This window comes from Gemmata sp. SH-PL17 (assembly GCF_001610855.1).
GTDB classification, from domain to species: domain Bacteria; phylum Planctomycetota; class Planctomycetia; order Gemmatales; family Gemmataceae; genus Gemmata; species Gemmata massiliana.
Genome location: NZ_CP011271.1, coordinates 6,392,561 through 6,412,950, shown reverse-complemented (window position 1 = coordinate 6,412,950; position 20,390 = coordinate 6,392,561). Strand labels below are relative to the sequence as shown.

Genomic DNA, 20,390 nt, shown 5'->3' with positions numbered 1-20,390 from the left:
ACCGGGGAATACACTTCTAACGCGGCAGTTACCTCGGCACCGATCAGCCGACCTTCTTCAGCAGCGTGATGCGCCCGGTGCTGACCCACTCGACGACGAAGATGTTGCCGTCTTTATCGAAGGCCGCGTCGTGCGGGTGGACGAACTTGCCCGGGAGCCACTCCTTCGGCTGTGAACGCACCTTGAACCCGTCGAGCACCTTCTTCCGCCACTCCGCGTCGTCGCCCAGGTGAACGATCGGCTTGTTCTCCTTGTCGAACAGGCTCACGCGAGCGTGCAGGTCGGGGACCAGGAGCACGTCGCCGCGAATTTTTGCGTGCGCGGGGAACAGCACGACTTGGCCGGATGCGGTGGAGTCGATCGGCGTGCCGTCCAACCGGAAGCGGCTGAGGCGCGCGTTGGCGCGGTCGCACACCACGAGCACCGGCTTGTCCTTCACGCGGTCGTCGACCCACTGGCCGTGCGGCGTTTGGAGTTGCCCCTCACCCTTTCCGCTACCACCGAACACTTTTACGAGCTTCCCGTCCTTGTCGTAGTTGAGCATGTAGTTGGAGCCGTACCCGTCGCCGACGTTGAACCCACCGTCCGGCAGCCAGCAGATGTTGGTCGGGTTGTAGGCGGGGGTGACAGTTTTGGTCGCGTCCTTCGCGTCGGGGCGCGGGGCGTATTCCGGGCACTCCGGGCGCCCCTTTTCCCACACCTGTTCGCCTTTGAGGTTGGTCTTCACGAGTTTTTTGGTCTTGGTCCAGGTGTTCGAGAAGTAGATGAACTCCTCGCTCCCCTCCTTGCGGATCTCGATGCCGTGGCCCCCCTCGTGCCAGTCCTTGCCGAACGAGCGGATGTACTTGCCCTTCGGGTCGAACACGAACACCGTGTCCATGCCCTTTTTGTTTTTCAGCCCCTGGTGCGTGATGTACACGTTGCCCGCGCCGTCGAGCGCGACGTTGTGCGTCGTCTGCCACTCGAACTCGCCGGGCAGTTCGCCCCAGTTGTGAACGCACTCGTATTTGTGGCCCTCGACGCCGATGACCGGCTTCTTCTCTTCGGCCTTCTTGGTCATGCCGAGCAGGACCGGTCCGGTGGACGTGACAGCAGCAGTAGCGATGAATTCGCGACGGTTCATTGTGGGGAGAGTGGGTATGAGTTACGGGCGGGGTAGGAACGAAGCGTTGAGTTTACGCAAGCATGGAGCCGAACGCAACGAGGCATATTGGGGCCACCGTGATCTCTGTGGCGCGGCCGGCCTCTCTCACCCACTCGGACCAGTTTACCGCCCTGTCGGAGCTACCGATTCGCGCATTTCGGTTTGAGATTGACCGCGTCGCTCCTTGTCGTCATACGACTCGGCATTCCGCACTCTGCACGTTCGTTGCCAAGGCGCCGGACCCGGGAAGGGTGACATGAACCGCGCTCGCGCCCTCGTTATTGGTGGTTTTCTGGCGCTCGCGGTAAGCGGGTGCGCAACCGCCATCGAAAATTCGATCGTGTTCCAGCCGCGAAAATACCCCACGGGCGATTGGGCGCCGACGTCCGGCGTTGAGGACGTGTGGATCGAGTCGTCGGACGGGGTCCGCCTGAACGGGTGGCTCGCGCGCGCCGAGCGCCCGCAAGCGGTCGTGCTGTACACGCACGGGAACGGCGGAAACATCACCACCCGGCGCGAGGTACTCCGCCTCTTCCGCGACCGACTCAACGCTTCGGTCATGGTCTTCGACTACCGCGGGTACGGTAAGAGCGGAGGCGTCCCGACCGAAACCGGGGTACTCGACGACGCCCGCGCCGCCCGGCGGTACTTGGCCGCGACGTGTGGCGTTCGCGAGGGCGACGTGGTGCTCGTGGGGCACTCACTCGGGGGCGGGGTAGCGGTGGATCTCGCGGCGGCGGACGGCGCACGCGGGCTGATTCTGGAGGGCACCTTCACCTCCTTACCGGACGTGGCCGCGAGCCACGTCCCGCTGCTACCGGTGCGTGCGGTGATGCAGTCCAAGCTCAACTCGGTGGACAAGATCCGGAACTATCGTGGCCCGCTCTTCCAGGTCCACGGGGACGCCGACCGCATCGTTCCGTATTCGCTGGGCCAGAAGCTCTTCGCGGCCGCAAACGAACCCAAGCAGTTCATGACGATCCCGGGCGGCGGGCACTCCGACCCGCCGACCTCAGAGTACGTTGCGGCCTTGAAGCAATTCCTGGCGGCACTTCCGTAACGCGCCTCTGCTCGCTCGACCGCGCAACTTTTCTGGGAGAACGCAGAACCACTTTGTGGAATGCGGCCCGAACTGCCGTCGTCTTACCTGAGGGCTGGGCCAATGAGCAACCACTGATAAGCAAAGATCGCCATGTTTTATCTCTCCCTGCCCTTTGCTCTAGTTGTTCTGGTGGCGGCGCACGCAGCGGCTCGTCCGCACCCGCACCCGATTCGCTGGGCCCGGTTCGCTCTGGGAGGTATGTTCCCGGCCTTCTTCTGCCTCGTTGGTTTTTTGCCGGTGGTGGCTGGGGTGTACTTGTTACTGGCGGTGGCTCTTGGGGTGTGGCCTCGTGTGCGCCAGCGAGTGCCCATCTTCTTACCACTCTCGGCCGCGGCTGCGCTGACGGCCTATGGGATCGCCGGTTGGTTTGCCTTGGAGGAGCAAGCGACTCGTGCCCCCCTCCGACAGAAGTACCCGTTTGAATCAATGGCGGATCGAGTGGCCGAGCCATCGGGTACTTTTCGGCGCCCCTTGATCGGTACCACGGCCGAGCAGTTGGATGGGTTTGAACAGGCGGTGCAGAGTGAAGCCGGTGTCACGCTCCGGGGATACCTGTTAGGGCGGCTACACGAGGATACCGTTGAGGCGTTCGTCAACAGTCCCGGCTTCGGGGTGGCACGGGGGGTAGGTTTCCCGACGGAGGAAAGGCTAAAACCCCGGTTGGAGCGCGAGGATACTCCAGTTCAGCCCGGGTCACCAGTGATCTGGGGGTACGGGGAGCCGTTTGGGACCGTCCCGGACACGGACCAGAAGCGCCTCGCCGGATTGCACGCGAGCGGGCTACTGGATTTTGTGAACGCGCGGGAATGGGGGTACGTCCAGTCTCGGACGCGCGTCGCCGGGTTCCTGTCTCACCGATTCAGCCGAGTACCCGAGATCGAAGCTTGGCGGGTACAGCGAATCGAGTTGGTTGGCCTTCTGAAGCACCCGGAGCCGGTGGTGTACATGTCCGATCGGCTCCCGGCGATGACCGAACTGCCGGGCGTGCCGACGCGCCCGTTAGACACGTTCGAGGAAGCGGGGTTGGGAGCCGTTCGCCGCGGGGAAGACGGCTTCGCGGCCCGGCGCGGTGATGTGGTCCGGTTCGTGGGTGGGATTCGCAGCGCGCGACAGTGTGTTGAATGTCACGGGGGCGAGCGCGGTGACCTGCTCGGCGCGTTCACTTACACGCTTCTACCGGCCGGAACGCGCCCGTGATTCGTTGACTCACCGCCCCATGAGTTCGATCCACCGGGCTTCGAGGAGTTCGGAATACTCCATCGATTCCAGCCCGTAGGGGTTGAGCGAATAGCCCTCGTTCACTTCCACCAGAACCGTGCGACCGGTGGTCAGCACGCCGAAATCGATGCCGTAGCCGGCCGGGGCGATGGGGCTGTGGTCCGCGATCGCGTTCTTGATGATTTGCGGATCGGGGTAGTGGAACACGTCACCTTGATAGCGGCACACGTCGAGTACCTGCCCGTTGCGCACGAAGCACCGCCATTCTGAAACGAACGTGACGTACTCCGACACGAGTACCTCGTGGCCGTCGGGCAGGCGCGCCGCGTCCGGCATGTCGTCGGCGTCGTAGACCGCGACCGAGGGGAAACCCTTGTTCCGGCGCAGCGGTTTCACCCAGAGCGGTTCGCTCGGCACCTTTTGGCCGTACTCGGAACGTAGTGTGCCCCACGTCGAGGACCAGACCTTGCGCCCGCGGTATTTGGCGAGACACGCGGGGAGATTGTCCGCTACGGGAACCGGTACCCCGAGTTTGGTCAGTGCGGCTTCAACGACCGGCACCCCACCGGCCACTAGCGTATCTCGCGCAAGGGGAAGTGCTTCGAGTTGCGACGGCTCGAACAACTCGCACCGGACGCCGCGTTTGCGGAACCCGTCCCACGCACGGTAGAAGGAGTCCGTTGCCGGAATGCCGTTCTGGGACTGGATGTAGGCAAGTTTGATTGACATGGGATCGCGCTCCGGGGCGTTCGGAATCGTCCGTCGCGATCATTGTACCGGCTGCTTCAACCCGAAAATCAACACGGCCCGCCGAATGGATTTCGTCCCACTCGATGGGCCGCGTGCGATTTCGCAGTTCGTTGTTTCGGGAGCGATTACCCCGGAATCCACGGGAGGAAGACGGTCGTCGTCCCGGGGCGGCTGATAACGCCGCTCGCGGGGTTCAGGAACGTGTTTTGCGCGGGGTTGAAGTACAGCCCGGTGCCCGGGGCGTAGGCGCCGGTAAAGGTGGGCAACCCGCTCCCGGGAACGCGGAAGAACGTGCTGCCGTCCGCGGTGCGGGCGACGCCGCTGAGCGGCCTATAGACCGTACCCGAGATCGGGTTCACTTGCAGGTCCGGTCCGCGCCACATCAACTGGCCGGGTTGCTGGATCGCAATCGGCGGTGTGGAGGTCGCGAACGGTCGGAACGGGTTAATTGCAAACGGGTTGTTGAACACGTTCGGTGCAAACGGGTTGTTGACGAACGGGTTGTTCGGCGCGAATAGCGGGTTAAACGGGTTCAGTACGAACGGGTTGTACGGCACAAATTGGGTCTGGTTCAACCACGGGTTGTTGAGTGCCGGGTTGAAGAACGGGCCGGGATTAAACGCCGGCGGATAAACCACGGACGCGGGGATGCCCGGCATCGTGTTGATTTGCGGGTGAACGATGACGGCCGGCGCCTTTTGGCCGGCATTCGGTTGCGGGCGGAACACTCCGCCGACTTGCGGCTGAACTTGTTGCGCCTCGGCCCGCGTTGCGGGCGCGACGGCTGCGAGTGCAGCGAGCACGCGGAACGACCACTTGGGAGCGATCATGGCAGTCCTTTCGGTGCAACTCTTCCCCAAACGCTTGAACGCGCTTCGGGCCGTGGCGTTTGTAAATTTATGTGGCGCTACCTGATAGGTGGTAGACCCGCGTCCGCCACCCACTCATGAAACGCTCGGAGCGGTCCGACTTGCGCGCCGATAGAGAAACAGTTTGACGAACCCGAACGCGACCAGCCCCGGTCCCTCGCCCGCGGTCCACCACCAGGGGACGCCCGCGCTCAGGTCCACGATCAGCAACCCGACCCCCAGAACGGCGTGGAGCCACGCGAGGACCGGCACGAGCGGCCGGTACCGCTTCCAGTCGAGGGTGATCGCGAGCACAATGGCCCCGTGCATCGCGTACACGAGCGAGAGCGACCGCGTCATGTACCGCGTGATGACGGCGTCCGGGAGCGGGCCGAGCCCGAGCCAGTCGCGGTGAACCGTGTCCATCCACCCGAACGGCAGGAACGCACACGGGAACGCGCAGAGCACGACGCCTGCGTCGATCCGCATGAGCCACAACAAGAGTCGGTCGGCGGTCATGGAGGCCCAGTAGAAGCGGTGAAGTGGAAGCGCTCGCCGAACCGGATGCGGAGCGCGTCTACCGTTTCTGGCGAGAGTGGGTTGTAACTGAGCGAGAAGCGTTCCATCTTTTCGGGATCGATCGCGTCGGCGAGTGCCAACGCACCAGCGTCAGTGATGTTGCTACCGCACAAACTGAGGTCAGTCAGTCGGGGGATGAGTGGTAGCAAACTCCGCACGCCGGTGTCGGTGAGTTCGTTGCCTCCGAGGTCAAGTGATCGCAGTTTGGGCCACGCGACTATCGCGAGTGCCCGTGTCCAGTCGCCTTCGAGATAGCTCTGAGTTAGATCCAATTCTTCCAAATTCGGACGAAATGCAGCGCTGGCGATAACGCCGGTTGCGCCCGGCATCAAGCGCCCCCACACGCTAAAAGTGCGGAGATTCTCGATTTGGGGTTGGTGTGTGAGTAAGTGGAGATCGGGCTGTTCGACCATTAGGGAGAGTGAGTGGAGGTTAGATAAAAGTGGTGAATGAGCTAATTGCTCTATGTACTCGCGTGGCCCCGGTTGGAAATTGGGTGCCGAGCGCTCTAGCGTCAGCTCATTAAGGCCCGACCAGTGGTGACCGTGAAACACGTTTTCAAGTATTTCGAGGATTTGTTGGTTGTGCTCGTTTGGCACCCCAATGGTCAACGACCTTAAGCGAGCGAGGCAGGGGGCGTTCAAGCGTTGCCACTGATCGAGATTCCCGGCGATCGTGACCCGCAGATCATTGACCGGCTCCAGTCGGAATGCTGCGGTAATGTCGCGGATTGGGAGCCGTGATTCAAGAGAAACCCGCAAGCAACTGACGAACCCGTTGAACAAGTAGAGAGATTCGACAGGTTCGTTAAAGGCCGTCTAGAAAGCTAGGATTTCACCGCCTTGGGCGGTCTCCTCAGTAGGTCATCGTCCTTGTTCTTGTCGGGCAAGCCGAACCGCGACATGCGATGGATCATGGCGATGTAGATCCATGCCTCGCTGCTCTTGGTGTTGTGCTCATAATCCTTGGACAGGCGCCGGTACCGGCCGAACCAGCCGAACGTGCGCTCCACGATCCATCGCCACTTGTGGACCTCGAATGTGGTCTGACCGGGGCGCCCGGTGACCACCTCCAGTACCCACCGCGCGTGCCCCTTGATCCACTCGCCCAGGGCGCTCGCCCGGTAGTTCGCGTCGGCCCACACCTTGGCCAACCGGGGCATCGTCTTCCCGACCTTCTCGAACACCTTCACCGCCCCGTCCCAGTCGGTCGGGGCCGCGGGAAGAACGACCAAACCCCAGATCAGCCCGAGCGTGTCCACGAGCACGTGGCGCTTGCGCCCGGACACCTTCTTGCCCGCGTCGTACCCCTTCGGGCCGCCGGCCTCGGTCGTCTTCACCGACTGGCTGTCGATGATCCCGGCACTCGGAGTTGGTTCCCTTCCGCCGCACACCCGGATCTCGGACCGCAGGGCGTTATGTACCTGCTCCCACACCCCCGCATCGCGCCACGTGTAGAAGTAGTAGCTGACCGTCTTCCACGGCGGGAAGTCGTGCGGCAGCATGCGCCACGTACACCCGCCCCGGGCCAGGTACAGGGCCGCGTTCACCACCTCACGTACCGGGTACGTGCGCGGACGACCGGTCTTCCCATTACCCTGCGGGAACAGGTGCCCGATGTTGTCCCACTGAAGGTCCGTCAGGTCGCTCGGGTAGCGCTCGCGAGTGCTCATACCCGAATGGTAACGACCACCCCAAACGGCTCCCGGGACCGCTTTCTAGACGGCCTTTTAGAACGCCCTTCAATGTGAATGCAACCGAACAGCAAGTGGCTAAATTTTTCACCCATTGGGTGTGATCGGCTGCCGGTGACGCGCCGCCAAAACCGCGACGACCAGCGCTCCCGGCGCACGGACGGAGGTTCTGTTCCGAGTGCCCGGTAGAACGGGGCGAGCCAAATCGCACCACGCGACTCGAATAACTCTTGCACTCGATTTCGTAGCGACTGGAGACTTTTGGGCAGTTGTTTGGGGCACTTCGCCTCGCACCACCCAGTCCTCAGTTCGTGTAACACGCGCACGAACTCGGCGCGGTCCTCTTCGCCGTTTTCCTGCAGCCAGTCGGCGAACGCCAGCCGGACGGTGTCGTCGGCTGGGTTCGCCGCGATCGCTTCGATGAACGCCTCGCGCTCGGTCACGGGGTCACCTTTCCGCCGGTGCCGAACCACTGGCGGAGCAGTTCGTGCTGTTTGCTCACTTCGCGGTCCTTATAGGCCGTGGTGATGCTGTCGCGCTCCGTAGTTGTGAGGTACCAGTTTAATGCCGCCGGCCGGCGCAACTCCAGCCACGCGGTGTAGAAAAACTGGCTCGTCGGCATGTCGCCCGGGCAGGTATTGAACGCGCGATGGAGCACCTCAATTTGCTCCGCGTTGCGGAAGAACGCGGCGTTGGCGCGGGCGGAGAGCAGGGCTTCGGCCGGTGCGCTGGCCGAGGCGAGGATGTCGGCGAACAGGTCGCCTTTGGGCGGCTTGGCTTCGAGTTTGCCGGTGTCCGGGTCGAACGACGCGAACTTGTTCCGGGCGTCGTGGAGCGGGAACGCGCGGATCTGCACCAGTGCGACCCCGGACGTGTACTTGAGGATCGCGTCCTTGTTTTTCAGGAGCCACAGCCCGGCCACGTTCACCCCGTAGTTGTCGTAAAGCCCGGCGTCCACGAGGCGCCGCGGGGGCGCTGTGGGGAGGCTCACGGCCGGGCTGATGACCGGGAACGTGGCGTTCATTCGGGCCGCGGTCGCTACGCGGAAGTCTGCCGACGAGCGCACCTTCCCCGCGGCCTCGCGCCGCGGATCGGATGCGTTCGGGCCGGGCGAGAAGTAGTCGCGGAACTCGTCGGGCGGCAGGTCCGGGAACAGTCGGTGGAACTCGACCGCCGAGCGCCCGGCCGTTCCGTGCGGCCCGGTCGCGACGCTCACGTCCGTCAGGTCGGTCCAATCGTCCAGCCCGCTCAGTTCCAGGTTGCTAATCAACAGGCGCCGGGAGTCCTCGACCATGAGCGGCGAGTAGATCATCGACGGGCGCTTGCCCTGGCGCTCCAGCACGCGCAGGTCCGCGAACGTCTTGCGCCACGGGTTCTGCCAATCCGCGCCCGCGTGCTTCTGGAGGTGCTGGGCCGTGTTCAGTTCCCACATCCATTCGAGGGTGCGCCCGCGGTCCCAACTGGCGTGGTTCCAGGGCGGGACCGCGATGGTGTTCCACGTCATGTCGCGCAGGATGAGCGACTGACCGGTGCGCGTGAGCGAGTCCGCGGCCAGTGCCTTGATGTGCGCCTCCCCGAACCCGTCCGGGTTCTCGAAATCGGCGGTGTACAGGGTCGCGCCCACCATCCCGCCGCTCGCCCCGGTGATTAACCGGATGTGGTTCCGGAACCCCGGGAGCGCGGAATCTTTCTCCAGTTCGTTCAGCACGACGCCGGTCCAGACCGCGGCCCGGATCCCGCCGCCGCTCGTGCAGACGATCACGATCTTCGGTTTTTCCTTTTCGCGGCCCGGTTGCTTCTGCCACCGTTCGCACATTTGTTGGAGCGGTTCGTCCGCGGGGATCAGGTACACTTCCGCGTAGCCGCTCGTCGCTTCGAGGATGGCTTTGACGTCGCGCCCCCCGTCTTTCTGGGCCGGATCCCAAAGGGGCAGGTTCACGCCCGCGTTTTCGGATGTGCCTTCGAGTCCGGGAAATTGCAGCTTGTAGTGGTTCTTCCCGTACCCGTCCGGGGCTTTGAAGAAGTCGGTCGAGTTCCACACAAGGAGGACCAGCGCGCCCCCGATGAACGCGAGGCGCTGGATGCGGAAGTGGGACTCGAAGAACCCGTACAGCATGCTCATGACGATGAGGATCAGGCACACCAGCGACACGAGACCGGTGAGGGAGTACCCGGGCGCCCAGTGGTCCAACACGTACACCACCGCGAGCAACCCCACGAGAATGATCAGCGCCATCCCCATAACCAGAGTCGCGATCCCGTGGAGCGGGGTCACCTCTGGCGGAACCGGGTTCCGGTCGCGGCCGATGAGGTACTCGCGCACCGTGTCCCAGGGCGTGCCCCGCGGGGAGGTGATGCTGGGCGGGACGATTCGCAGATCCAGCACCCAATCCCGGAGCGACGGGCGCGCGGGAACCCGGAGCCTCTCGTCGAAGTAGTACGTCACGCGCGCGAATAACCCGGCGAGCACGTACCCGATTACGAACGGGACCAACCAGAGCCGGTCGTTCAGGTAGTCCAGCCAGGGGTGTTGAGGGGCGAGTGCGGCCGCCTCACCCTCGAGCGCGCCGGTCGCGGGCGGCGCGGAAGCGGCCGCAATGAATTTGGGAACGAGAATAAGAGCGAGGACCAGGAGCATTCCCCACAACAGGAACTGACCCAGGCGCCGAACTTCCGCGTCGGCGCTGGGGATGAGCGTTCCCGGGAACCGGAGGAGGAGCCCGGGGCGCTTCGGGTCGGGCGGGTAGGAGCCGACGAGCCAGTCCGGGCGGAACAGAATGTAGTTGAGGAACAGGAACACCCCGACGAACAGTCCGACCGCGCCCCCGGTACCGAACTGAACCAGCGGGCGCTCGTGCCAGAACAGGTGCTCGGCCCCGAGATCCTCCCCCACGATCCCCCAGGCCGCGAACAACAGAACGAGTAGCTGCACCAGAAACAGCGGGTACGCGGTGAGCCAGCGGAGCACCGCTTCGAGCGCTTCCAGTGTGGCCGCCCCGAGGAGAACGAGCTTGCGGAACCAGCCGGGCGGGGGCGGGTTCGGGGCTGCGGGGGGCGTGCTTGCGGCCGGCGGCTCGACGGGATCATTCCCGGAACCGCTCGCACTCACGTTCTGTGGGTCGATCATGAGTTCCTCGCGTGCGGGAGATCGACAGGTTCCAATACTTCTTTCGCCGAGTGTACCAAGTGCGCGCGGCGAATCACACGTCCGAAGACGGTGATTTCGCCCGCGCGCTTGCCCGGCGTTTCCACAGTGCGTAAAGTCTGCGGTGCGTCCCCGATTGACTCAACACGAGCGTAACCTCTTCCCCAGTACGAGGCAGACCGATGGGATTCGCGCAGACCGTAGACAGCGAGGGCAAGCCCGTTCACCGGCCCGGTAAGGGCAGCTACCACCAGATCGGCCTCGTGCGCGGGCAGTTCGGCGGCGTGCCGGAGGGCGAGTGGATCAAGTTCATCGCCGGGGCCGGGTTCGACGGGTGGGAAGAAGCGTCCTGGGAACTCGACCTGCGCCGGTGCGATACCGACGCGGGCGCGGCCGAGTACGCGAAGGAGCGCGTGGCCATCGCCAAGCAGCACGGGATGGAGATCTTCACCGTCGCGACGCACCTCCAGGGGCAGGTGTTGGGCGACGAACCGAGCGCCAAGACGCTCAACTTCTGCTCCGGGAAGGGCGAGGCGAAGGCCGCGTACAAGGCCTGGCGCGCGGCGGGTAACAACCCGCCGCGGACCGACCCGTTCTTCGTGCCCGCCGAAGTGGGCAAGTTGATGCACGCGGAGGCGAAGAAGGATCTGCTCGCGGCCACGCGGTACGCCGGGCACCTCTCGAAGCTCCAGAACCGCAAGGTCGCGCTGCCCGGGTTCGTGGGGAGCCCGGCGCACTGCTGGAGCCACTGGTTCCTGTTCCCGCCGTTGCCGAGTTCGATGGAGGGGTACGACATTCCGGACGTGTGGAAGGTGTCGCTGGAACTGATCGCCGAGCGGTTCGGGGACGTGTGGAAACTGTGCAAGGAGTACGGGGTCACGTTCGACCTGGAGTGCCACCCGTCCGAGCGCGCGATGGGCGACCTCGAGAGCGCCGGCGACTACATCTCGTTCATGAACAACGCCGGGTTCGAGGGCACGGTCGGGTTCAACCTCGACGGCTCGCACATGGAATGGCAGAACGTGTCGGTGATCCAGTTCATCCGCGAGTACGCGAAGTACATCCACTGCGCGCACGTGAAGGGCGTGCAGGTGGAGCGCGAGCACTGCCGCGGCGGGTTGCTGGGCGGGCACCGGTGGATGGGCCACTGGACCAACGGGTGGAAGTTCGTCACCCCGGGCACCGCGCGCGACGCGAACAGCCTCGAAGAGATCTTCATCGAACTGAACCGCGTGGGCTTCGAGGGCGCGGTGTCGATCGAGTGGGAGGACAACGACGCCGACAAGTTCTCCGGCGCGAAGGCCGCGCTCGCGAACTGCCGAAAGGCGGACCTGCCGCCGAGTTGGGGCAAGCACGACGACGCGCTGAAGGGCTGATCGGCAACTCTTGGGGCACAGGGCTTCTGCCCTGTGCTACGTCCGCCGGCCCCTCCGGGGCGGAAAGGCATTGGAGGTAGTGGCCTTCGCCCTGGAGGGAGCGACTGACGAAGTGCGTTGACTTCAGGCGGTTGGTGGTTTTTGTTTTCGCCCCGGAGGGGCCGACTGACGTAGCACAGGGCGGAAGCCCTGTGAATCAAAGATCATCGCCCAGGCCGCACCCTTCCCATCCCGCGGTCGACGGGGTACTCTATCGCTTCTCCGAACCCGTCAGGAACTCCGCGGCATGTTCCCAACGCTCGAAAGTGTCAGCAGGCTCCGGGCCGCACTGGACAACGATCTGCTCGTTTTCCTGCCGGAACTCGCGGTGTGTGCCGGGATCGTCGCCCTTTTGCTCGCTCGTCTGCTCCCGATACTGGACCGCGTTCACCTCGGGAGCGTGGCGCTGATCGCGCTCGTCGTGTCGCTGTTCGTGAGCGGATACCAAATTTGCGACAGCCACGGGTACCTGTCGACCGGCGATCAGTGGTCCGTGCCCTACTTCGGCGGGATGCTCGTTGCGGACGCATGGGGCCGGTTCGTGCGCCTGATCGTGCTCGCGGCGGCACTGATTACGGTCGTTCTTTCGCTACTCACCGGTATTCCCGATCGGGACGATTCCGCCGACTTCTATGTGCTTCTGCTCGGTGGAACGCTCGGCATGACGCTGATGACGTCCGCGGCACACTTGCTGATGGTGTTCATCGCGGTGGAGATGGCGAGCCTGCCCGGGTACGCCTTGGCCGGTTTCCTGAAGGGGAAGCGGAGCGGGAGCGAGGCCGCGCTGAAGTACGTGGTTTATGGTGCCGCGGCGAGTGGGGTGATGCTCTACGGCATCACGCTCTTGGCGGGCATGTTCGGTACCGGAACGCTTCACGATGTGGCCGGGGGTATCGCGCAACGCGGACTCGATTTACCCGTGCTCGCGGGGCTGGCGTTCACGCTCGTGGGCCTGGGGTTCAAACTTGCTGCGGTTCCGTTCCAGTTCTGGTGCCCCGACGTGTTTGAGGGCGCTGCGGCCGAGGTCGCGGGCTTTCTGTCGGTTGCGTCGAAGGCCGGTGCAATCGGGTTGACCGGGCGCGTGTTGCTCATACTGCATGCCGCGCAGCACGGCAGTTGGGCGATCCCTGCGAGTCTCGGTATCGGGATCGCTGGAATCGCGATGATTACGGTGACGTTCGGGAACCTCGCCGCGTTCGCGCAAACGAACCTGAAGCGATTGCTCGCGTACTCGACCATCGCGCACGCAGGCTACATGCTGATGGCCCTCGCGGTCGTGACGCCCGAGGGCGCGTCGGCGGTGTTGTACTACCTCACGGCATACGTCGCGATGAACCTCGGCGCATTCGGCGTTGTCGCTCTGGTGCGGAACGCGACCGGGAGCGAGGAACTCAGTGCCGCTCGCGGGTTGGTGCACCGGAACCCGCTGCTCGCGGTCGCGATGACGGTGTTCCTGGCGAGCTTGCTCGGGCTCCCACCTCTGGCCGGGTTCGCGGGGAAGTTTCAGGTGTTTGTTGCGGTGTATCAGGCCGCGAAAGCCGCGACCGCGTCCGGCCCGCCGGGTCTCGGTACGGTGTTCTTCGTGCTGCTCGCGGTGGGTGCTGTGAATACGGCGATCAGTGCGTACTACTACCTGAAGATCGCGCGCGCGATGCTCCTGGACGACCCCGCGGAAGGCACGGCCGCGCCCGCAACGAATTCCCCGGCTGCGGGATTGTTTTTCGTCGCCTTGGTCGCGTTCTTGTTTGCGGCCGGTGTGGTGTGGGATCCGCTAATGAGCGAAACGGCCCGCGCCGCGAGTGCGTTCAGTGCGAAATGAATTCACGGGTTACTGCGGAAACGATGCATGTTGATTGATACCCACACACACCTGTTCGATGACCGGTTCCGTAAAGACCTACCGACGGTACTGGAACGCGCGACCGCAGCCGGTGTAGAGCGCGTTATTTGCCTCGGGATCGACCTCGAATCGTCTCTCGCGGCTGTTGAGATCGCGAACACGTACCCGCTCGTCGTGGCCGCGGTGGGCATTCAGCCGAATCACGTGGCCGAAGCCAAGGTCGGTGATTGGGAAGCCATCGTCAAACTCGCGGGGAGCGATCCGCGTGTTGTCGCGATCGGTGAGACGGGGCTCGACCGCTACTGGGATCGCGCGCCGTTCCCCGTTCAGGAAGATTATTTCGCGCGCCACATCCAACTCGCGCGCGACCTGCGAAAACCCTTCGTGATCCACTGCCGCGATGCCGAAGCGGACGTGGTGAAAGCTCTGCGCGGACAGGAGGCTAACGGACCGCTCCGCGCCGTGATGCACTCCTTCAGCGGCGACGCGGCCACCGCACGCGAGTGCCTAGAGATGGGGCTTTACATTTCGTTTGCCGGGATGGTGACTTATCCGACAGCGCAAAATTTGCGCGACATCGCGAAAGACGTGCCGCTCGACCGGCTCCTCGTGGAAACCGACTGCCCCTATCTCGCTCCGCAACCGGTTCGCGGGAAGCGCAACGAGCCTTCATATGTCGCACACACGGCCGCGTTGCTCGCGCAGGTGAAGGGTGTAAGTATCGCCGAGATCGAAGAACACACCACGCGGAACGCGAAAACTCTTTTCGGACTGTAACGGCTGTTCCTGGGACCGCGGACGTCTCGTCCGCTGAACTCTGGGCCTTCGGGTTTCGGTCGTGCGTGCGACTTGCATTTCCTTCACCCCGATCTCATGTCTGTTTCGGGGATCTGTGGCATTCTGATATCGGTTGCTGAGCGGAACCTTCGCCCTTGTGCGGGGGTTGGATCTGGTATCGTTCGCTCGCACCCGTGAGGGTTTGCCAATGCGGTTCCGTTCACTGGCCCTGTTCGCGCTAACCGCCGGGTTCGTTGCGCTGATCGGTGACTTCTCGCCGCTCGACGCGCAGGAGAAACTCGGGAAGAAGGGCAAGAAGTTCGTACTGCCCGCGCGCCCCGCTGCCAAGCCCGAAATCAAGCCGGCGGTCGAGAAACCGCCCGCGCCGATTCTCCCGACTCTCGCGACACCGAAAACCAAGGACGCGGTCGCGCTCGCAAAAATTATCGACATCGAAATCAACCGTCGACTCGCGGACGCGAAACTGACCGCGTCGGCGCAGAGTTCGGACGAAGAGTTCCTGCGCCGCGTGTCACTCGACATCACGGGCGTCATCCCGTCGGCGGAGCGGGCGAAAACCTTCCTCGACTCGAAAGAGGTCGACAAGCGGGCGAAGCTCGTCGACGAGTTGCTCGCCGATCCGCACTTCGGCCGGCGCATGGCGGACATCTGGACCGCGAAACTGTTCCCGCGCGACTCCGGGAACCGCTTCGTCCTGAAAGACCCGCTCTACAAGTGGCTGGAAGACGAGTTCAACAAGAACCCCGGCTGGGACAAACTTGTGACCGGCCTCGTCACGGCGACCGGTACCGTTACGGACAACCCCGCGGTCACGTACTTCCTCGCGAACCGCTCAGTGGACAAGCTCACCGACACCACCACGCAGCACTTCCTGGGCATTCAGCTCCAGTGCGCACAGTGCCACAACCACCCGTTCACGTCGTGGAAGCAGACGGAATATTGGGGAATGGCCGGCTTCTACAGCAAGGTGAAGGCGGACAACCCCAGGAACGCGAACAAGGGCGCCGACAACACTACGATCGGCGTGACCGAGGGCAACGGGCGCACGCGCCAGCGGGACTTCTTCCCCGAATCAGCCAAAACGGTGCCGACGAAGTTCCTCGGTGGCGAGGAGCCGAAGCTAGGGGCCAGTGAACCGTACCGCCCGGCGCTCGCGAAGTGGATGACAGGCTCGAACAACCCGTTCTTCGCGAAGGCACTCGTAAACCGCACCTGGGCGCACCTGTTCGGGCGCGGGATCGTGAACCCGGTGGACGACATGCTCCCGGAGAACGAGCCGACGCACCCGGACCTCCTCGCCGCGCTCGCGTATCACGTTTCGACCGCGGGCGAGTTCGACCTCAAGTACCTCTTCAAAGCGATCTGTTTGAGTGATGCGTACCAGCGGACCAGCAAGCCCACCGCGGACAACAAGAACGACAAGGCCCTCTACAGCCACATCGCGGTGAAGGTGCTCTCGCCCGAACAGCTTTACGACTCCCTCGCACAAGTGACCGGGGGCGCCCGTGTGGTAGACATGCGGGGGGCGCGAGGTATGGTCGGGGCTGGACGGGGGGCGCGAGTGGGCGGGCGCGATCAGTTCGTGAACTTCTTCCTCGCGGGAGCGGATTCGACCAGCGCGCTCGATTACGAAGCCGGTATCCCGCAAGCGCTCCGATTGATGAACGCACCGGTCGCGAATAGCTCGGCTGCGGCGCGGGGAATCATCGGTTCGACGACAAACCCCGAAGAAGCGATCGAGCGCATCTACCTCGCCGCACTCTCCCGGCGCCCGACGAGCGAGGAAACGAAGAACCTGACCACTTACGTGAAGCGCACCGGCGCCCAAGCCGCATACAGCGACATCCTCTGGGCCATACTGAACAGCAGCGAATTCACATTGGTTCGCTGATGGTGAACCCCGCCCGCAAGGGCGGCGGGTGCTTACCTACATAACTACCCCCGTCCTTGCAGACGGGGTTCACCGGACACCAACGCGGAGACGGTCATGTTCTCGACGAAGCTGCAAGAGAAGACCCGGCGCGACGTGCTGAAACTGGCCGCGGCCGGTGTGTTCGCGCCCTCGTTGTCGGGTTGGTTCCCGGCGCTGGCGAAGGCCGCTCCAACTGGCGGGAAGGGGAAGGCCAAGTCGTGCATTCTCTTGTGGATGGACGGCGGACCGAGCCACAAAGACACCTGGGACTTGAAGCCCGACAGCAAGGGCGCGGGTGAGTTCAAGGCGATCAAGACGGCGGCCCAGGGGATCGAGATCAGTGAGCACTTGCCGAATGTCGCGAAGGTCATGAACCACGGCCTCGTCGTTCGCGGGATGACGACGCCCGAAGGCGCGCACCCGCGTGCGAAGTATTACATGCACACCGGGTTCCGGGAGGGGCAGGGGGGCGTCACCTACCCGTCGCTCGGCTCGATCGTGGCGCAAGAAGCGGGTAAGTCCGATAGCCCGATGCCGAACTTCGTCGCCATTGGCGGGCGCACTTACGGGTCGGGGTTCCTGGGACCGAAGCACCAACCGCTTCTCGTCACCGACCCGAGTCGCGGGGTCGAAGACCTGAAGTCGGCCGTTTCTGCCACGCAGCTCGGGAACCGCGTGGGGTTGCTCGAACAAATGGACAAGGCGTTCCACCGCGAGTACGGTGCGGATTCCATCATCGACCACAAGACGACTTACGAGCGCGCGGTCAAGTTGATGCAGTCGAAGGAGGCGAAGGCGTTTGATATTTCGTCCGATTCGACCAAGAGCAAGTACGGCTCCGGGCGCTTCGCCGAGGGCGTGTGTATGGCCCGCCGGTTGGTCGAGGTCGGGGTGCCGTTCGTGGAAGTCGCGCTGGGCGGCTGGGACACGCACCAGGACAATTTCCGGCGCGTGAAAACGCTTTCCGAGCAGGTCGATTCGGCGCTCTCGACGCTGGTTACCGACCTGAAGGAGCGCGGGCTTCTCGACAGCACGCTGATCGTGTGGATGGGCGAATTCGGACGTACCCCGAACATCAATACGCGCGGCGCGAACCCGGGGCGCGATCACTTCCCGCGTGCCTGGAGCCTCGCGATGTTCGGCGGTGGGCTGAAGGGCGGTCAGGTATTCGGCAAGACCGACAAGGAGGGCGCGAGTGTGGTCGACCGCCCGACCACCGCTCAGGACTTCCTCGCGACCGTGTGCGAGTTGATGGGCATCGACCACACCAAGAAGAACGAAACCCCAACCGGGCGCCCGATCCAGATCGTGGAGAAACCGAAGCCGTTCACGAAGGACGTGGTGTAAGTTTCGTGCTTTTGCTTGTGGTACAGGCCTCTGGCCTGTGGAGGCGCCTCCACAGGCCAGAGGCCTGTACCACGAACTAGATCGGTCCGGGCTTCATAACGAGCTGCGACCGCAAGGGAGCGGGCTGTGGCCTCCTGTATGCGGAAATGGCAACCATACAAGATCGGTTGCGCCTCCCGCTTCCTTGCGGTCGCGGCTCGTTACAGCCGCACCAGAACCCGTCACCGGTTCTGGAACAGCACGTCCATCGGCTTCCCGGTGCAGACTTGCGACGGGCGATTCTGCGAATCGCGGATCTCGCTGTCCGGGGGCACTCCGAGCGCCTGATAGATCGTCGCGCCGATGTCGAACGGCGTGTACGACGTGGTGACCGGCTGTGCCCCGACGCGGTCGGATTTGCCGATCACACGCCCGCCGATCACCCCGCCGCCCGTGAACAGCCCCGAATACACGTGTGCCCAGTGGTCCCGGCCCGAGATCTTCTCTCCGGGCAGCGTGGAGATTTTTGGCGTGCGCCCGAACTCACCGGACACCACCACGAACGTGTCGTCCAAGAGCCCCTGTGTGTCGAGGTCGTCCGCCAGTGCGGTGATCGCCTGATCGAGCCACGGGAGCAACCGGGTCTTCATCGCCCCCCAGTTGTCCACGTGCGTGTCCCAAGTCTGCACGATCCCCATATTGGCCTGCACGATCGGCACCCCGGCTTGCACCAGGCGCCGGGCCAGTAGCAGCGACTGACCGAACTGGTTCCGGCCGTAGCGGTCGCGGACCTTCACCGGCTCGCGCTCGAGCTTAAAGGCGCCGGCGACGCGACCGGAGGCGAGCAGCTCGAAGGCGTGGCGCTGGTGCTCGCGGAACGCCGCGTCCCCGCGCCCGGACGAGTCCAGACGTTCGAGGAGACTGCGCCGGCCGTCCACGCGGCTCTGGTCGGTGCCGCCCGGGAGGGCGAACGTGTCCATCGTAAAGGTCGGGGAATTAGGGTCTTGTGTCACCAGCATCGGGTCGTGGGTTGGCCCGAGGAACCCGCCGTGTTGCCCCGGCCACGTGAGCGGGCCTTCGATGAGCGCGTGCGGCAGCGTGACGCCGCTCGGGATGCCGTCCTGCCGCGGGCGGATCTGGTTCAGGGCGGCCGCGTAGCACGGCCAGTCGCGCCGCGACAGCACGTTATCGAGGTCCGTTTGCCGTTGGTTTGGCATCGTCGCGCCAGTTAACAGGCGGTGCGTACCGGGGAGGTGGCCGTTTTCGCCGTGCGAGAGCGACCGGACCAGTGCCCACCGGCGCATTTGGGCCGCGAGTTGCGGCAGGTGTTCGCAAATCTGAACGCCGGGCACCGCGGTCGAAATCGGCTTGAACTCACCGCGAATCTCGGCCGGCGCGTCCGGCTTCATGTCCAGCGAGTCGATGTGACTCATCCCGCCCGTCAAATTGACGAGGATCACGGACTGTGTTTTGGTCCCTCGATTCGCTGCGGCTTGCACCGCGCCCGGCGCACGGAACCCGAGGCCAAGCGCGGCCCCCACTCCGATCTGGAGAAACTCGCGGCGCGCGGGGTGTGATGAGATGGGCATCAGATGCTCTCGGCGTGGAAAGAGCGAACAGGCAGGTGTGGCAGGCAGGTAAACGGGATGATACCCGGAGCGAAACGGTCGGAGCAAGCTTATTACGTGTTTCGCCGGCACGCCGGATTCATTGGGCGTTGTTGGGAAGCCCTAAGTGTGGGCAGTGTATTGCCAAATTGCGCAATAATGGCGCACGCCTGATTTGCCCCGTTTCCCAGGTCACGAAAGAGATCAATGCAAAAAGCCTTGTGAAATGCGTGTTTCCGATTTTTTTTCTTCGAGATGCTCGCAATTGGCGCGGTGCGTGCTTTACTTCCCAACACTAACGAGGCGACTCGTTGTACAGTGCGGTGGGAGAGGCGTGCTGTACAACGGGTCGTTCTCCGCAGAAAAACATGAGCCGGGTTTGTGGTAGAGGGAGAGGCTGCCGCAAACCCGGCTCGTGATTTTTACTCAGGCATCCAATCTCAGCGCGACCGGGTATCTGCTCTTTCAACCCTTCTTGCGTTTGTACGTGGCGAAGAACTGTTTTGTGTCGGCGGTTGATTTGAACTCGGTCGGCCGTTTCTTCCCATCGAGATCGTAGCAGACCTTCAGCGAGTCCCCATCAAGTTCGTAAATGGCCGGGAAGGACTTCCCCTTATTCGGCCCTTCGAGACCCGTTACGTCCAGTTCCTTCGGCTTCTTGGTCGGGTCAATTTTGACGGTGCCGGTATCGTCCGGGCCGGGGGACTTCAGCGTATACTTCCCGTCTTTCATCACCAGCGTCAGGGACTTCACCACTTCGTCGGGCAATTTCATGCCGCCCAACTCGGCGGACACCAGTTCCCACGTGCCGTTCATCGCCTTGGTTTCATCATCAACTTTCTTTGTGTCCGCGGCCTCGGTCGTGGTTAACACGCAGATTGCACATGCGGTGACGAACAACGATCGGAGCATGACGAATCTCCTGTGAATGTGGGTAGACGGGCATTTTCGCGGGTGCGAATTCAAGATGTGTTGAGAAGCGTATGCGCGGCCCGGGAAAAACGCGAGGTTCG

The 20,390-nt window shown here is 63.7% G+C and carries 17 protein-coding genes; 7 read left to right on the top strand and 10 right to left on the bottom strand.

Annotated features, from left to right (window positions below; genetic code table 11):
• Window positions 1–43 precede the first annotated feature (43 nt).
• Window positions 44–1,123: a peptidase gene (locus VT84_RS26370; RefSeq protein ID WP_082841599.1), complete on the bottom strand. Its 1,080-nt coding sequence runs from the start codon at window positions 1,121–1,123 to the stop codon at window positions 44–46.
• A 277-nt stretch (window positions 1,124–1,400) separates the two neighbouring features.
• Here VT84_RS26370 and VT84_RS26365 point away from each other — a divergent pair, with 277 nt between their 5' ends.
• Both VT84_RS26365 and VT84_RS38905 read left to right on the top strand, forming a co-directional pair.
• Entirely contained in the window at window positions 1,401–2,204 is an 804-nt protein-coding gene (locus VT84_RS26365; RefSeq protein WP_082841598.1) for an alpha/beta hydrolase, read from the top strand.
• A 741-nt stretch (window positions 2,205–2,945) separates the two neighbouring features.
• Window positions 2,946–3,443, top strand: coding sequence for a hypothetical protein (locus tag VT84_RS38905; RefSeq protein WP_157469843.1), 498 nt, complete (start codon window positions 2,946–2,948; stop codon window positions 3,441–3,443).
• A 9-nt stretch (window positions 3,444–3,452) separates the two neighbouring features.
• Here the strand turns inward: VT84_RS38905 and VT84_RS26355 are convergent, their stop codons facing one another.
• The 7 genes from VT84_RS26355 to VT84_RS26325 all read right to left on the bottom strand — a co-directional run bounded on the left by VT84_RS26355 (window position 3,453) and on the right by VT84_RS26325 (window position 10,461).
• Window positions 3,453–4,193 carry an ATP-grasp domain-containing protein gene (locus tag VT84_RS26355; RefSeq protein WP_082841596.1) on the bottom strand — a complete coding sequence of 247 codons (741 nt, stop codon included), beginning with the start codon at window positions 4,191–4,193 and terminating at the stop codon, window positions 3,453–3,455.
• 146 nt (window positions 4,194–4,339) lie between these two features.
• Complete coding sequence (locus VT84_RS26350) at window positions 4,340–5,044, bottom strand: hypothetical protein (protein WP_082841595.1); 705 nt, start codon at window positions 5,042–5,044, stop codon at window positions 4,340–4,342.
• Between the two features lie 114 nt (window positions 5,045–5,158).
• Window positions 5,159–5,581 (bottom strand): hypothetical protein, encoded by a 423-nt coding sequence (locus VT84_RS26345; protein WP_082841594.1) that lies wholly within the window; start codon window positions 5,579–5,581, stop codon window positions 5,159–5,161.
• Window positions 5,578–6,426, bottom strand: a complete 849-nt coding sequence (locus VT84_RS26340; protein WP_082841593.1) for a hypothetical protein — start codon at window positions 6,424–6,426, stop codon at window positions 5,578–5,580. The genes VT84_RS26345 and VT84_RS26340 overlap by 4 nt, the downstream gene beginning before the upstream one ends.
• A gap of 41 nt (window positions 6,427–6,467) precedes the next feature.
• Complete coding sequence (locus tag VT84_RS26335) at window positions 6,468–7,313, bottom strand: IS5 family transposase (protein ID WP_239465478.1); 846 nt, start codon at window positions 7,311–7,313, stop codon at window positions 6,468–6,470.
• The gene (locus VT84_RS26330; protein ID WP_162271854.1) at window positions 7,310–7,777 is read right to left on the bottom strand and encodes a TIGR02996 domain-containing protein; all 468 of its coding nucleotides are present in this window, start codon (window positions 7,775–7,777) and stop codon (window positions 7,310–7,312) included. Before VT84_RS26330 ends, VT84_RS26335 begins: the two co-directional genes overlap by 4 nt.
• Window positions 7,774–10,461, bottom strand: coding sequence for a patatin-like phospholipase family protein (locus VT84_RS26325; protein WP_082841591.1), 2,688 nt, complete (start codon window positions 10,459–10,461; stop codon window positions 7,774–7,776). The genes VT84_RS26330 and VT84_RS26325 overlap by 4 nt, the downstream gene beginning before the upstream one ends.
• A 200-nt stretch (window positions 10,462–10,661) precedes the next feature.
• Between VT84_RS26325 and VT84_RS26320 the strand changes: the two genes are divergently transcribed.
• From VT84_RS26320 to VT84_RS26300, 5 genes are all read left to right on the top strand, one after another.
• The gene (locus VT84_RS26320; protein ID WP_052561519.1) at window positions 10,662–11,855 is read left to right on the top strand and encodes a sugar phosphate isomerase/epimerase family protein; all 1,194 of its coding nucleotides are present in this window, start codon (window positions 10,662–10,664) and stop codon (window positions 11,853–11,855) included.
• A 286-nt stretch (window positions 11,856–12,141) separates the two neighbouring features.
• Complete coding sequence (locus VT84_RS26315) at window positions 12,142–13,713, top strand: NADH-quinone oxidoreductase subunit N (protein ID WP_082841590.1); 1,572 nt, start codon at window positions 12,142–12,144, stop codon at window positions 13,711–13,713.
• Between the two features lie 27 nt (window positions 13,714–13,740).
• On the top strand, window positions 13,741–14,511 hold the full coding sequence (locus VT84_RS26310; RefSeq protein ID WP_052561523.1) for a TatD family hydrolase: 771 nt from the start codon (window positions 13,741–13,743) through the stop codon (window positions 14,509–14,511).
• 208 nt (window positions 14,512–14,719) lie between these two features.
• Window positions 14,720–16,423, top strand: a complete 1,704-nt coding sequence (locus VT84_RS26305) for a DUF1549 domain-containing protein (RefSeq protein ID WP_052561525.1) — start codon at window positions 14,720–14,722, stop codon at window positions 16,421–16,423.
• A gap of 96 nt (window positions 16,424–16,519) precedes the next feature.
• Window positions 16,520–17,791, top strand: a complete 1,272-nt coding sequence (locus tag VT84_RS26300; protein WP_052561527.1) for a DUF1501 domain-containing protein — start codon at window positions 16,520–16,522, stop codon at window positions 17,789–17,791.
• Window positions 17,792–18,012: 221 nt separating this feature from the next.
• On the opposite strand, the gene VT84_RS26295 is transcribed toward VT84_RS26300, so the two are convergent.
• Window positions 18,013–19,359, bottom strand: coding sequence for a DUF1501 domain-containing protein (locus VT84_RS26295; RefSeq protein ID WP_082841589.1), 1,347 nt, complete (start codon window positions 19,357–19,359; stop codon window positions 18,013–18,015).
• A 483-nt stretch (window positions 19,360–19,842) separates the two neighbouring features.
• Window positions 19,843–20,289, bottom strand: a complete 447-nt coding sequence (locus VT84_RS26290) for a TIGR03067 domain-containing protein (protein ID WP_082841588.1) — start codon at window positions 20,287–20,289, stop codon at window positions 19,843–19,845.
• Between the last annotated feature and the right edge of the window lie 101 nt (window positions 20,290–20,390).

Excerpts from the sequence above, each read along its gene's own strand:
- VT84_RS26370 (WP_082841599.1), bottom strand. The coding sequence starts at position 1,123 with ATGAACCGTCGCGAATTCATCGCTACTGCTGCTGTCACGTCCACCGGA.
- VT84_RS26365 (WP_082841598.1), top strand. The coding sequence starts at position 1,401 with ATGAACCGCGCTCGCGCCCTCGTTATTGGTGGTTTTCTGGCGCTCGCG.
- VT84_RS26355 (WP_082841596.1), bottom strand. The coding sequence starts at position 4,193 with ATGTCAATCAAACTTGCCTACATCCAGTCCCAGAACGGCATTCCGGCA.
- VT84_RS26350 (WP_082841595.1), bottom strand. The coding sequence starts at position 5,044 with ATGATCGCTCCCAAGTGGTCGTTCCGCGTGCTCGCTGCACTCGCAGCC.
- VT84_RS26345 (WP_082841594.1), bottom strand. The coding sequence starts at position 5,581 with ATGACCGCCGACCGACTCTTGTTGTGGCTCATGCGGATCGACGCAGGC.
- VT84_RS26335 (WP_239465478.1), bottom strand. The coding sequence starts at position 7,313 with ATGAGCACTCGCGAGCGCTACCCGAGCGACCTGACGGACCTTCAGTGG.
- VT84_RS26325 (WP_082841591.1), bottom strand. The coding sequence starts at position 10,461 with ATGATCGACCCACAGAACGTGAGTGCGAGCGGTTCCGGGAATGATCCC.
- VT84_RS26320 (WP_052561519.1), top strand. The coding sequence starts at position 10,662 with ATGGGATTCGCGCAGACCGTAGACAGCGAGGGCAAGCCCGTTCACCGG.
- VT84_RS26315 (WP_082841590.1), top strand. The coding sequence starts at position 12,142 with ATGTTCCCAACGCTCGAAAGTGTCAGCAGGCTCCGGGCCGCACTGGAC.
- VT84_RS26310 (WP_052561523.1), top strand. The coding sequence starts at position 13,741 with ATGTTGATTGATACCCACACACACCTGTTCGATGACCGGTTCCGTAAA.
- VT84_RS26305 (WP_052561525.1), top strand. The coding sequence starts at position 14,720 with ATGCGGTTCCGTTCACTGGCCCTGTTCGCGCTAACCGCCGGGTTCGTT.
- VT84_RS26300 (WP_052561527.1), top strand. The coding sequence starts at position 16,520 with ATGTTCTCGACGAAGCTGCAAGAGAAGACCCGGCGCGACGTGCTGAAA.
- VT84_RS26295 (WP_082841589.1), bottom strand. The coding sequence starts at position 19,359 with ATGCCCATCTCATCACACCCCGCGCGCCGCGAGTTTCTCCAGATCGGA.
- VT84_RS26290 (WP_082841588.1), bottom strand. The coding sequence starts at position 20,289 with ATGCTCCGATCGTTGTTCGTCACCGCATGTGCAATCTGCGTGTTAACC.